Genomic DNA, 13440 nt, shown 5'->3' with positions numbered 1-13440 from the left:
GTTGTATCTGGACGGTCAATGGGGCCGATTCCCCGTTCTGCCCAAGAATTCGCAAGAAACCAGTTCCCCCCAGAGCCACTGAAAAGGTAGGAAACCGTGAACCCGGTAATCAAGACATTCCAGTTCGGTCAATCGACCGTTACTCTCGAAACGGGCCGCATTGCCCGTCAGGCAACCGGCGCAGTGCTGGTTACCGTCGACAACGACGTCACCGTGCTGGTGACTGTGGTAGGTGCCAAGCAGGCCGATCCAGGCAAGGGTTTCTTCCCGCTGTCGGTCCACTACCAGGAAAAGACCTACGCCGCCGGCAAGATCCCGGGTGGCTTCTTCAAGCGTGAAGGCCGTCCTTCCGAGAAAGAGACCCTGACCTCGCGCCTGATCGACCGTCCGATCCGCCCGCTGTTCCCTGAAGGCTTCATGAACGAAGTCCAGGTCGTCTGCACCGTGGTTTCCACCAGCAAGAAGACCGACCCGGACATCGCTGCGATGATCGGTACCTCGGCTGCCCTGGCTATTTCCGGCATTCCGTTCGAAGGCCCGATCGGCGCCGCCCGCGTAGCCTTCCACGAAAGCACCGGCTACCTGCTGAACCCGACCTATGAGCAACTGGCTGCCTCGAGCCTGGACATGGTCGTTGCCGGTACCTCCGACGCCGTGCTGATGGTTGAATCGGAAGCCCAAGAGCTGACCGAAGACCAGATGCTGGGCGCCGTACTGTTCGCCCACGACGAATTCCAGTCCGTTATCCAGGCTGTCAAAGAGCTGGCCGCCGAAGCGGGCAAGCCGACCTGGGACTGGAAACCCGCCGTTGCCAACACCGAGCTGCTCAACGCCATCCGCGCCGAGTTCGGCGAGGCTGTTTCGCAGGGCTACACCATCACCGTCAAGGCCGACCGCTACGCGCGCCTGGGCGAGCTGCGTGATCAGGCGATCGCCAAGTTCTCCGGTGAAGAAGGCCAGCCTTCGGCTTCCGAAGTCAAAGAAATCTTCGGCGAAATCGAATACCGCACCGTTCGCGAAAACATCGTAAACGGCAAGCCACGTATCGATGGTCGTGACACCAAGACCGTTCGCCCGCTGAGCATCGAAGTCGGCGTGCTGCCGAAGACTCACGGTTCGGCACTGTTCACCCGTGGTGAAACCCAGGCCCTGGTCGTCGCGACCCTGGGTACTGCGCGTGACGCCCAGCTGCTGGACACCCTCGAAGGCGAGAAGAAAGACCCCTTCATGCTGCACTACAACTTCCCGCCGTTCTCGGTGGGCGAGTGTGGCCGCATGGGCGGTGCTGGCCGTCGTGAAATCGGCCACGGCCGTCTGGCCCGCCGTTCGGTACAGGCCATGCTGCCTGCCGCCGACGTGTTCCCGTACACCATTCGTGTGGTATCGGAAATCACCGAGTCCAACGGTTCGAGCTCCATGGCTTCGGTCTGCGGTGCTTCCCTGGCCCTGATGGACGCCGGTGTACCGATGAAGGCGCCAGTGGCCGGTATCGCCATGGGCCTGGTCAAGGAAGGCGAGAAGTTCGCCATTCTGACCGACATCCTGGGTGACGAAGACCACCTGGGCGACATGGACTTCAAGGTTGCCGGTACCGCCAAGGGCGTTACCGCACTGCAGATGGACATCAAGATCAACGGCATCACCGAAGAGATCATGGAAATCGCCCTGGGCCAAGCCCTGGAAGCGCGCCTGAACATCCTCGGCCAGATGAACCAGATCATTGGTCAATCGCGTACCGAGCTGTCGGCCAACGCCCCGACCATGATCGCGATGAAGATCGACACCGACAAGATCCGTGACGTCATCGGTAAAGGCGGCGCCACCATCCGCGCCATCTGCGAAGAGACCAAGGCTTCGATCGACATCGAAGACGATGGCTCGATCAAGATCTTCGGCGAAACCAAGGAAGCGGCTGAAGCAGCTCGTCAGCGCATCCTGGGCATCACTGCAGAGGCCGAAATCGGCAAGATCTATGTCGGCAAGGTCGAGCGCATCGTTGATTTCGGTGCCTTCGTCAACATCCTGCCTGGCAAGGATGGCCTGGTGCACATCTCCATGCTGAGCGATGCTCGCGTCGAGAAGGTCACCGACATTCTGAAAGAAGGTCAGGAAGTGGAAGTACTGGTACTGGACGTGGACAACCGCGGCCGTATCAAGCTGTCGATCAAAGACGTTGCCGCGGCCAAGGCCTCCGGCGTCTAAGCGACTGACGCGCAATGAAAAAAGAGCCCTTCGGGGCTCTTTTTTTATGCCCGCAGGGAACCTTTTGCACAGTTGCATCTTGCACGCAGGTTTACCCCGCAGGTTGCAAATTGCACGACTCATGCAAATGCCAATATGTATAAGTCATTGATTTATAAAGGTTAAATGGAAGCTGAAAAACTGGCACAGCACGTGCAACTACCTTCATACCTGCAGCCAGGAATAACGGCGCAGACCTTTCGAAAAACAGGAGTGACTCACATGAAGAAGTTCGCCATTGCTGCCGCTACTGCTACCGCTCTGACCCTGACCATGGCTAATGCGGCATTTGCCCAACAGTCCACCCAGGCCCCGATGACGCTGGCGGCTGGTGAGATGACCGAAGCCAAGGAAGCTACTTCCGACACTTGGATCACCACCAAGGTGAAGGCTGACCTGATGACCGAGAAAGGTGTACCTGGCAGCGACATCAAGGTTGAAACCAACAAAGGCGTCGTATCGCTGTCTTCCGATGTGGCAGTGACCGATTCGCAGAAAGAGATGGCCGTGGCCATCGCCAAGAAGATCAAAGGCGTTCAGGCCGTTTCGGCTGATGGCCTGAAGTCCGAATAAGGAATGTCCCATAGGCCAAACGGAATTGGCCACTTTTCAGGAAAGCCCTGGCATCACTGCCGGGGCTTTTTACTGTGCGCCTCAAAAAACCGGGTTACGGGCGATGACGTCGCTCTCGAAACACGCCTGCTCGACGATCAGCGGTTCGACCAGCGGGCGACTGTCGCGAAAGTGCGCTGTCAGGGTGTGTGCCTCGTAGGCGGCATCGTCACGGTAGATCTCGTAGAGGTAGATCACGTCGGGATCGAGGCGGTCCTGAGACACGTCGAACACCAGGCAACCGGGCTCGATTGCCACGGAAGCAGCGGCATTGGCCTTGATGGCGGTCAGAAAAGCCTCGGCGCTGCCGGGCTTCACGCGTGTCTTGATAAACAGGCTATACACATGGCGCTCCTTTTGTTTTAAATTCAGATATGAATTGTATACAAAAAAGGAGTTTCGCCAATGTCCGAGTTGCCTGCCCGCCCTGGCCGTCTGAATGGCCTGCGCCATATTGCCTTGCTGGTCCCTAACCTTGAGGAGTGCGAGCGCTTTTACGTCGACGTGCTTGGTATGGAGGTGCTCAACCGGGCCAATGAAGACTTGGTCTACCTGACCTGCGGTAACGACAATTTGTCATTGGGGCGCGGGGCGGGGGCGGCCAATGGTTTGCAGACACTCGACCACTACGGCTTCATCGTCGACAGCGTGGAAGAGCTGGAGGCCTGGTACCAGTACTTCAAGGCGCGCGGGGTGACCTTGCTCGACCGCCCGTTCAACCATGGGGATGGCGCGCGCAGCTTCCACTTGCTGGACCCGGCAGGTAACAAGGTACAGCCGCTGTATCACCCGGCGGTGTCGGGCCAGCGGTTGGCCTGATTGCAGCTTTTATTGCCGGTACCGGCCGCTTCGCGGGGCAAGCCCGCGAAGCGGCCCGGGTTGATCACTCGGCATCCAGGTGCATCGGGGTGATCACCCGGCCATCCTTCTCAGCCTGACCCAGGGTGGTATCGATGAAGTACACCCGGTCGTCTTCCAGCTTGCCCTTGTCCACCAGGTAGTCCTTGATGCTGCTGGCCCGCTCCTGGCCGAGCGTACGCAGCAAGGGGGCGCTCTCGGCCCAGGACTTGATCACCGCTTCACGCAGCTTGGCGGTGCGCTCGTCGCGCCCCAGTTGTTCCCACTCAGCCGGTGGTTGCTGCTTCAGGCGATTGCGGTAGATGCCTTCGAGCATCGCCGGCTTGTCGCTGTCGTCGACCACCAGCATCGAGGCATTGGCAGGCACCTTGTCGCCACGACGCTGCAGGATCTTGTACCAGGTGGCCTGGTACTCGCGGTCCAGGCGCTGCTGGGCGATCAACGGGCCGTCGCTGGTCTGCGCGCTGGTGCCTTCGATTTCCAGGCGCAGCTCCGGGCGCTCCTTGAGGGCCGAGGCCAGTTTGTCCAGCGACGACTGGGCGTCGCCACTGAGTTCACTCGAGCCCGGGGCGAATGACACGTTGCCGAGGTCTTCCGAGCCCCCGCCAGCAATCAGCCCGCCAATGAACTTGAACGGTGCCTGGGCCGCGCGCAACACCAGGTTGCGCAGGGTTTGCCAGACGATCGGCATGACGCTGAACTGCGGGTTGTTGAGGTCACCCGTCACCGGCAACTCGATGGAGATCTTGCCTTCGGTATCCTTGAGCAGCGCAACCGCCAGGCGGATCGGCAGGTCCACGGCATCCGGGCTGTCGACCTTCTCACCCAGCTGCAATTGCTCGACCACCACCTTGTTCTCGGCCTTGAGCTGGCCGTTGGTGATCAGGTAGTGCAGGTCAAGGTTGAGCCGGCCCTTGCGGATACGGAAGCCTGCGAACTTGCCGGAGTAGGGCGTCAGCGTGGTCAGTTCGACCCGCTTGAAGCTGGTGGCGATATCCAGGCTGGCCAGCGGGTTGAACGGGTTGAGCGCACCCTTGATGGTAACCGGCGCATAGCGGTCGACCTTGCCCTTGATGTCCACCTTGGCCGGGTTCGGCTTACGGTTGTCGATCGTGCCGACCTGGCCGTTGAGCTGTTGCACGGCCGTGGCGAAGTTGGGCGTGAGGGACAGGTCGGCGAAGTTGGCCGAGCCGTCGTTGATGTCGATCTGGCCGATGTGTATGCCCAACGGCTTGTCGTTGCTGGCCGGTTTGGCAGCCTTGGACGCAGGCGCGTCGGCCGGTTGCGGGATCAGCAGGTCGTTGATGTTGGTGGTGCGGTCTTCGTTGATGATGAAGCGCGCATAAGGCTGCAGCAGGGTCACCTTGTCGATCGACAGGGCATCACCGTGCACATACGACAGGCCGTCGACGTTCACTTGCTGCCACTTCACGAAGTCGCGGCCCTTGATGGTGTCGAGCGTATGCAGCTGGTTGACCTGGGCCTTGCCCGCGACGTTGAAGGCCAGTGGCTCGGTACTTTTCAAGTCGACCTTCAGGTCGCTGGCGAGCATGCCGCTGCGAAGCTCCAGAAGGATGAACGGGTTGATGTAGGCCTGGGCCACACGCAGGTCGATGTCGCGCGTGCTGACATCCAGCTTGGCCCAGATCGGCGCCAGATTGACCTGGCCAGCGGCCTGCAGCTTGCCTTGCTTGCCCACACCAGTATCGAGCTTGAGCGTGAAAGGCGTCTGGTTGAGGCTGTCGAAGCCTTGCAGGTCGACATTCAGCGGGCCGACGTCCAGGGCCACGGGTTCCTTCTGGCTGCGGTCTGCCAGGTGCACGCTGTAGTTGCGCAGCTGCACGTCCTTGAGCAGCACCTGCCAGGGCTTGCTTGGCGTGTTGGCGGTTTGCGCATCGGGCGCAGGCTCGGCAGCGGCGGGTTCGGCCTTTTCCTTGGGGGTGGGCTTGGCCGGTTGGCTGGCGAACAGCTTCTGCCAATCGAGTTGGCCGTCTTTTTCCAGCGCAGCCCAGGTTTCGAGTTTTTCGCTACGAATCTTGCCGACGATCACCTGTTGCTTGGCCAGGTCGATGGAGGTTTCACTCACCTCAAGGCTGGCCAGACGCGCGAGTTTGCGCCCATCTGGCGCCTTGATGGCGAAAGGCGCGATGCGTACCGAGGTGTTGTCCAGCAACAGCTCGGTCTGCTTGGACAGGTTGAGCTTGTAGTGGGTATCGAGGCTGATCACGCCGTCTTCGAGCACCAGCGGCACGGCATCACGCACATACGGCCAGAACAGTTTCATCTTGCCGTCGGTGATCTTCAGCGTGCCTTCGGAGGCGATCGGCGACAGGCCAAGGGTGCCTTTCCAGTCGATGCGCCCACCGTTGGGGCCGTTGGCCACCAGCGTCATGTCGGCATTGTCGTCCGGCAGGGTGCTGAGGTTTTTCAGCTCCAGGTTCATGTTGTCGTAGAGGAATTCGATCGGCTCGCTCGGGCGTTGATCCTCGAAGTGCAGGTAACCTTCGGTGAGCTTGATGCTGCCGATGCGAAGCGGGAACGGGTCGCTGGGCGGCTGGTCCGGCTTGGCCTCACTGGCGGGCAACTTGAACAACTGGGTGAGGTTGAGCGTCCCGTCCTTGGCAAACAGCACTTCGTTGCGCGGTTTGTCGAGCTCCACCGCGGTCAGGTGCAGAGCACCGCTCCACAGGCTGTCGAGCGAGAGGTTGGCGTACAGCCGCTCGAAACCGACTTGTTCCTTGCCAGGCTCGCCGATCTGCAAGCCCCATAGCGTCAGTTCGAGGCTGAAGGGGTTCAGCTCGATGCGCTGCAGGTGCGCCGGCACGCTGGCATAGTGCGCCAACTGCTGGTTGGCGATGCGCAGGGCCACACCGGGAAGAATGAGAAAGCCGAGCAGGCTATAGAGGGCTACGAGGGCCAGCATGGCGCCGAGGGCGCGAGTCAATCCTTTGTACATGTGTCGCTTCGTCTGTCTAAGCAGGAGTGCTTGGAGTATGGCACGTTAAATCAGTTCCGCTGAGGCGACCATTTCGCCTCATTCGATGCCCATGCGGCGTTTTGCCCGATGCGCCGAGCCGTCGCGCATGGCCCAGCGCAGTACCGGCGCCGTGCGTTGCAGGCCAAGGCGGATCATGCGGCGCTGCAAGGGGCCTTGTTGCAGGCCCAGCATGGCCTGGGCCCAATCGGGCAGCAGGTCGATGCCCGCGTTCAGCATCAGCTTGCCGACAGGTTGCGCCAGGCGGCTGGGGGCCGGTGCGGCAAGCAGGATGTCGACCACCTCGAAGCTGCGCGCATCGCTCTGCAACTGCGGGCGCATCTGCCGCAGGTAGTCTTCGACTTGCTGGCAGGAGCGCGGTACATCACGGGCGCCAAGGCGTTCGGCAATCAGGGCAATCTCGTTGTAGTAGGCATCCTGCTCGGCACGCGGCAGGTGCGGGTTGCGGTAACGCAGGTGGGCGGCGAGAAAACTGCTCACCTCGGCGACGTGCACCCAGGTCAGCAAACCCGGGTCGCTGGCCGCATAGGGGCGGCCATCCGGCGCGGTACCGGTGACTTGCAGGTGAATGGTGCGGACCTTTTCGATCAGCCAGTCGGCGTCGCGGGTCGAGCCAAAGGTGGTGCCGGAAATGAACTGGCTGGTGCGGCGCAAACGGCCGAGCAGGTCCTGGCGAAAGTTCGAGTGGTCCCACACCCCGGCCAGGGCCAGAGGGTGCAGCAGTTGCAGCATGAGGGCACTGATGCCGCCGACCAGCATGCTCGGGAAGTCACCGTGTACCTGCCAACTGATGCTTTGCGGGCCAAACAGGCCAGGGTCGCCCTTGGGCGATTCCAGGTCGAGCTGGCCGAGGGCCAGCCCGGTGAGGCTCATGACCTGGGTTTCGATGCGGCGGCGAAGGGCTTCCATGGCGACCTGTCGTTCAGGGCGGCCATGAACATGTGCCGCCGGCTATTGGTTGAGGCGTTTGTCGATCAAGCCCTGGACCACGCTCGGGTCGGCCAGGGTCGAAGTATCGCCGAGGTTTTCCAGCTCGTTGCAGGCGATCTTGCGCAGTATACGCCGCATGATCTTGCCCGAGCGGGTTTTGGGCAGCGCCGGCGCCCATTGGATCAGTTCCGGTTTGGCGAAGCTGCCGATTTCCTTGCTGACCAAGGCCAGCAGTTCGGCCTTGAGCGCGTCGTCCGGGTCCACGCCGTTCATGGTCGTGACAAAGGCGTACACCCCCTGGCCCTTGAGGTCATGGGGGTAGCCGACCACTGCCGCTTCGGCGACGCTGTCGTGCAGGACCAGCGCGCTTTCCACCTCGGCCGTGCCGATGCGGTGGCCGGACACGTTGATAACGTCGTCGATGCGCCCGGTTATCCAGTAGTCGCCATCGGCATCGCGGCGTGCGCCGTCACCGGTGAAGTAGTAGCCGGGCAGGGGCTTGAAGTAGGTTTCGACCATGCGCTGATGGTCGCCATAGACGCTGCGAATCTGCCCGGGCCAACTGGCCTTGATGGCCAGCAGGCCGGCGCCGGGGCCTTCGATGAGTGCGCCTTTTTCGTCCAGCAGCACTGGCTGCACACCGAACATGGGCTGGCTGGCGCAGCCGGGCTTGAGCCGCTGCGTGCTGGGCAACGGGGTGAGCATGATGCCGCCGGTTTCAGTCTGCCACCAGGTATCGACGATCGGGCAGCGCTTGCGCCCGACTTCTTCGAAATACCATTCCCACGCTTCCGGGTTGATCGGCTCGCCAACACTGCCGAGCAGGCGCAGGCTCTGGCGCGAGGTGCTCTGCAGCGGGCCGGAGCCTTCGCGCATGAGGGCGCGCAAGGCCGTGGGCGCGGTGTAGAAGATGTTCACCTGGTGCTTGTCCACCACCTGCCAGAAGCGCGATGTGTCCGGGTAATTGGGCACGCCTTCGAACATCAGTGAAATCGCACCATTGGCCAGCGGGCCATAGACGATGTAGCTGTGGCCGGTGACCCAGCCCACGTCCGCCGTGCACCAGAACACCTCACCCTCGCGGTAGTCGAACACCACCTTGAAAGTGAGTGTGGCCTGCAGCAGGTAGCCTGCGGTGGTATGCAACACGCCTTTGGGTTTGCCGGTGCTGCCGGAGGTGTAGAGGATGAACAGCGGGTCTTCTGCGCCCATGGGTTCGGGCGGGCAGTCGTCACCCGCCTGCTCGGTTGCCTGGTGATACCAGAGGTCGCGGCGTTCATCCCAGGCGATGTCGCCCCCGGTGCGGCGCACGACGAATACGCTGCTGACATCGGGGCAGTTGGCCAGAGCCTTGTCGACGTTCAGCTTCAGCGGGATGCGCTTGCCCCCGCGTACGCCTTCATCGGCGGTGATCACGGTGCGGCAATCGGCATCGAGGATGCGGTCGCGCAGGGCATCGGGCGAAAAGCCCCCAAACACCACCGAGTGCACGGCGCCCAGCCGCGTGCAGGCGAGCATGGCAAAGGCCGCTTCAGGGATCATTGGCATGTAGATGCAGACCCGGTCGCCCTTTTTCACCCCACGCGCTTTCAGGGCATTGGCCAGGCGGCAGACCTGGCGGTGCAATTCGCGGTAGCTGATGGCCTTGGCGTCTTTAGGGTCGTCGCCTTCCCAGAGCAAGGCGGTCTGTTCGCCGCGCGTGGCCAGGTGGCGGTCGATGCAGTTGTAACTGACGTTCAGCTGGCCGCCGTCGAACCAACGGGCCTTGCCGGTTTTCAGGTCGCATTGCTGCACGCTCGACCAGGGCTTGACCCAGTCCAGGCGCTTGGCCTGCTCGGCCCAGAACGTATCGGGGTCGTCGACCGATTGCTGGTAGAGGCGGCGGTACTCTTCGTCAGTGAGGGCGGCCGATTGGCTGACGGCCAGGGCCTGGGGGTAGTCGCGTATATCGAACATGGCGGTTGTCCTGCTCTTGTCGGGGCGATGGACTGCAACGGCTATTCGATGGACAAGTGTAGCCAGGCTGGGTTCGCCTGGGCATGAAAGACGAAGGGCCCACCTTGGCGGTGAGCCCTTCTGTCATTTCAGCTGGCGGTTGGCCCCGCTGGCATCAACCGCGGTGACGGCCGCGGAAGTAGTTGATCAGGCCCTGGGTCGAACCGTCTTCGGCGCTGTCTTCCAGGCTGCCTACAAGGCGCTGGTAGACACCCTTGCCCAGCTCTTTGCCCAGCTCCACGCCCCACTGGTCGAAGGCATTGATGCCCCAGATCACGCTCTGCACGAAGACCTTGTGCTCATACATCGCCACCAGTGCGCCCAGGCGGCGCGGGCTGATGCGCTCGACCACCAGGGTGTTGCTCGGGCGGTTGCCCGGGATCACCTTGTGTGGTGCCAGCTTCTCGATGTCTGCTTCGTTCAGGCCTTTGCCGCGCAGTTCGGTCTCGGCTTCGTCACGGGTCTTGCCGAGCATCAGCGCCTGGCTCTGCGACAGGCAGTTGGCGTACAGCCACTGGTGGTGGTCGGCAACCGGGTTGAAGCTCACCACCGGCACGATGAAGTCGGCCGGAATCAGCTGGGTGCCCTGGTGCAGCAACTGGTGGTAGGCATGCTGGCCGTTGCAGCCAACGCCACCCCAGATCACCGGGCCGGTGTCGGTGTTCACCGGTGTGCCGTCCTGCAGCACGCTCTTGCCATTGGACTCCATGTCCAGCTGTTGCAGGTGCTTGGTGATGTTACGCAGGTAGTGGTCATACGGCAGGATCGCATGGCTGCGCGCGCCCCAGAAGTTGCCATACCACACGCCCAACAGGGCCAGCAGCACTGGCATGTTCTGTTCGAACGGCGCGGTCTGGAAGTGCTGGTCCATGGTGTAGGCGCCAGACAGCAGCTCCTTGAAGTTGGCGGTGCCGATGGCCAGGGCGATCGGCAGGCCGATGGCCGACCACAGCGAATAGCGCCCACCCACCCAGTCCCACATCGGGAAGATGTTCTCTTCACGAATGCCGAAGGCCACGGCGGCGGCCTTGTTGCTGGAAACAGCGATGAAGTGGCGATACAGCTCGGCTTCCGAACCGCCCTGGGCCAGGTACCAGGTACGCGCGGCCATGGCGTTCTTCAGTGTTTCGAGGGTGTTGAACGACTTCGACGAAACGATGAACAGGGTGGTTTCGGCGCGCAGGTTGGCCGACAGTTCGTGGAACTCGCTGCCATCGATGTTCGCCAGGTAGTGGCAGCGTACGCCACGTTGCGCATAGGGCAGCAGTGCCTCGGAGACCAGCTCGGGGCCGAGGAACGAGCCGCCGATGCCGATGTTGACCACGTCGGTGATCGGTTTTTCGCTGTAACCGCGCCACAGGCCGTCGTGGATGCGCCCCACCAGTTCAGTGATCTGGTTGAGCACCTTGTGCACTTCGGGCATCACGTTGACGCCGTTGACGCTGAGCTTGTCGCCGACCGGGCGGCGCAGGGCGGTGTGCAACACCGGGCGGCCTTCGGAGGCGTTGATGATCTCGCCGTTGAACATCGACTTGATGGCATCTTGCAGGCCGACTTCTTTGGCCAGGTTCACCAGCAGGTCACGGCTTTGTTCGTTGATCAGGTTTTTCGAGTAGTCGAGAAACAAGCCGCAGCAGCTCAGCGAGAACTGGTCAAAGCGCTTGGGGTCGGCGGCGAAGGCGTCACGCATGCTGAAGTCTTGCATGGCGTCGCGGTGTTGCTGGAGCGCCTGCCATGCGGGCAGGGCCGTCACATCATGGGGTGTACGGTAATACGCCATTGCGGAGGGTTCCTTGGTGCGTTGTGAGGCCTTGGACATTGGCCTTGGCTGTCAGTTGCAGGCAGTCATTATAGGCATTGGCGGCGCGGGGGGAATGGGGGGCGTGACGGGATATCGCGGGGCATCTGCACGGTGTGTTGCGGGGGCGGCCTTGCGCCGCGAAAGGGGCGCAAAACGCCCCCGGAAAACCGCGTGATCAGGCGGTCTTGTCTTCCACGTGCAGGTACAGGTTGTCGATCAACCGAGTGTTACCCAGGTAAGCCGCCGCGATCACCACCAGGTCCCGATCATCGATCAGCGCCGGGCGCAGGCTCACGGCATGGCGAATTTCCAGGTAGTCCGGGCGCAACCCCGCAGCGGTCAGTTGCGCCAGCCCTTCTGCGGCCAGTGCCGCAAAATCACGCTGGCCACGGCCAAGCGCCGCCCCGATGTGCTGCAGGGTGCGGTACAGCGCAGGCGCGGTAACACGTTGCTCGGGCGTGAGGTAACCATTGCGCGACGATAGCGCCAGGCCGTCCTCGGCGCGCACGGTCGGCTCACCGATGATCTGGATGGGCATGTTCAGGTCGCGCACCATGGCGCGGATCACGGCCAGCTGCTGGAAGTCCTTCTCGCCGAACACGGCGAGGTCCGGCTGGACCATGTTGAACAGCTTGCTGACCACCGTCGCCACACCCTCGAAATGCCCTGGCCGGCTGGCGCCGCACAGGCCTTCGGAGAGCTGGGGCACGCTTACCCGGGTTTGCACGCTCATGCCGTCGGGGTACATCTCGTCGACAGTCGGGGCAAACAGCAGGTTGCAGCCGGCCTGGAGCAAGCGCTCCTGGTCGGCAGCCAGGGTGCGCGGGTAGGCGTCGAGGTCTTCATTGACGCCGAACTGCAGCGGGTTGACGAAGATGCTGGCAACCACGAAATCGGCTCGCTGGGCGGCCTTGGTGACCAGGGCGGCATGGCCGCTGTGCAGGTTGCCCATGGTCGGCACGAACGCGATGCGCTTGCCTTCGCCGCGGGCGCGGCCAACGGCGGCGCGCAGTTCACGGACGGTCTTGACAGTGTTCATGCGCTGAACCCATGTTCGCTGGCGGGGAAGCTGACGTCCTTGACCGCCTTCACGTAGGCGGCGAGGGCGCTGTCGATGTCCGGCTGGCCGGCCATGAAGTTCTTCACGAACTTCGGTACCCGGCCACTCAGCGACAGGCCGAGCATGTCGTGCAGTACCAGCACCTGGCCATCGGTGGCGCTGCCGGCGCCGATGCCGATCACCGGAATGCTCACCGCCTGGGTGATTTCCGCTGCCAGTTCACTTGGCACGCATTCGAGCAGCAACATGGCCGCGCCGGCCTGTTCCAAGGCAATGGCGTCGGCACGCATCTGCCGCGCCTGGGCTTCCTGGCGGCCCTGCACCTTGTAACCGCCCAGCACGTTGACGGTCTGTGGCGTCAGGCCCATGTGCGCACACACCGGTACACCGCGCTCGGCCAGCAGGCGAACGGTCTCGGCCAGCCAGGCGGCGCCTTCGAGCTTGATCATGTGGGCGCCGGCCTGCATCAGCGTGGCGCAGTTGGCGAAGGCCTGCTCGGGGGTGGCGTGCGCCATGAACGGCAGGTCGGCCAGAATCAGCGCGCCATCGTTGCCACGCTTGACGCAGGCAGTGTGGTAGGCCATTTCCGCCGTGGTCACAGGCAGTGTGCTGTCGTGGCCTTGCAGGACCATCCCCAGCGAGTCGCCCACCAGCAACACTTCGACACCGGCCTGGCTGGCGGCCTTGGCGAAGGTCGCGTCGTAGCAGGTCAGCATGGTGATTTTTTCACCCTTGGCCTTGAGGCCATGCAGGGTGGTCAGGGTTACTTCAGGCATGTAGGAAAATCCTCGTTCAGGCGCTGTTAAAACGACTGCATACAACGCGTGTAGTCATCTTCCGGAGCGGCACATCATCGCGCGTGATGTTCGCAGGTCCGTCCGGGCCTAAATACGGGTATGCGGCACAGGGGTGCCACACGGGACGCCTATAGTCGTGAGCGAGGTGGGG

Annotated in this window: 10 protein-coding genes; 3 read left to right on the top strand and 7 right to left on the bottom strand. The window is 62.5% G+C overall.

Translation table 11 applies throughout. The features are described from left to right. Positions 1-96: 96 nt before the first annotated feature. Both pnp and LJX93_RS23070 read left to right on the top strand, forming a co-directional pair. A complete protein-coding gene (gene pnp / locus LJX93_RS23075) occupies positions 97-2202 on the top strand; it encodes a polyribonucleotide nucleotidyltransferase (RefSeq protein WP_033701582.1) in 2106 nt (701 codons plus the stop codon). A 261-nt stretch (positions 2203-2463) separates the two neighbouring features. Next, positions 2464-2814, top strand: a complete 351-nt coding sequence (locus LJX93_RS23070) for a BON domain-containing protein (protein WP_047583814.1) — start codon at positions 2464-2466, stop codon at positions 2812-2814. 81 nt (positions 2815-2895) lie between these two features. Here LJX93_RS23070 and LJX93_RS23065 read toward each other — a convergent pair whose 3' ends face one another. After that, a complete protein-coding gene (locus LJX93_RS23065; protein WP_227696443.1) occupies positions 2896-3198 on the bottom strand; it encodes a putative quinol monooxygenase in 303 nt (100 codons plus the stop codon). A 60-nt stretch (positions 3199-3258) separates the two neighbouring features. On the opposite strand from LJX93_RS23065, the gene LJX93_RS23060 reads away from it, so the two are divergent. After that, positions 3259-3672 carry a VOC family protein gene (locus tag LJX93_RS23060; RefSeq protein ID WP_047583816.1) on the top strand — a complete coding sequence of 138 codons (414 nt, stop codon included), beginning with the start codon at positions 3259-3261 and terminating at the stop codon, positions 3670-3672. 64 nt (positions 3673-3736) lie between these two features. On the opposite strand, the gene LJX93_RS23055 is transcribed toward LJX93_RS23060, so the two are convergent. The 6 genes from LJX93_RS23055 to panB form a co-directional block, all read right to left on the bottom strand. Beyond that, complete coding sequence (locus tag LJX93_RS23055; RefSeq protein WP_227696442.1) at positions 3737-6667, bottom strand: DUF748 domain-containing protein; 2931 nt, start codon at positions 6665-6667, stop codon at positions 3737-3739. A 78-nt stretch (positions 6668-6745) separates the two neighbouring features. Then, complete coding sequence (locus LJX93_RS23050) at positions 6746-7615, bottom strand: oxygenase MpaB family protein (protein WP_033701574.1); 870 nt, start codon at positions 7613-7615, stop codon at positions 6746-6748. A 42-nt stretch (positions 7616-7657) separates the two neighbouring features. After that, a complete protein-coding gene (acs, locus tag LJX93_RS23045) occupies positions 7658-9592 on the bottom strand; it encodes an acetate--CoA ligase (protein ID WP_033701572.1) in 1935 nt (644 codons plus the stop codon). 154 nt (positions 9593-9746) lie between these two features. Beyond that, positions 9747-11411 carry a glucose-6-phosphate isomerase gene (gene pgi / locus LJX93_RS23040; RefSeq protein ID WP_033701571.1) on the bottom strand — a complete coding sequence of 555 codons (1665 nt, stop codon included), beginning with the start codon at positions 11409-11411 and terminating at the stop codon, positions 9747-9749. Between the two features lie 196 nt (positions 11412-11607). Beyond that, entirely contained in the window at positions 11608-12471 is an 864-nt protein-coding gene (panC, locus tag LJX93_RS23035; RefSeq protein WP_033701570.1) for a pantoate--beta-alanine ligase, read from the bottom strand. Next, positions 12468-13268 carry a 3-methyl-2-oxobutanoate hydroxymethyltransferase gene (gene panB / locus LJX93_RS23030; protein ID WP_033701569.1) on the bottom strand — a complete coding sequence of 267 codons (801 nt, stop codon included), beginning with the start codon at positions 13266-13268 and terminating at the stop codon, positions 12468-12470. Before panB ends, panC begins: the two co-directional genes overlap by 4 nt. Between the last annotated feature and the right edge of the window lie 172 nt (positions 13269-13440).

Source organism: Pseudomonas sp. HN2-3 (genome assembly GCF_020691745.1).
Taxonomy (GTDB): Bacteria; Pseudomonadota; Gammaproteobacteria; order Pseudomonadales; family Pseudomonadaceae; genus Aquipseudomonas; species Aquipseudomonas capeferrum.
The sequence above is the reverse complement of the archived record's forward strand: the minus strand, read 5'-3'. Positions and strand labels throughout refer to the sequence as shown.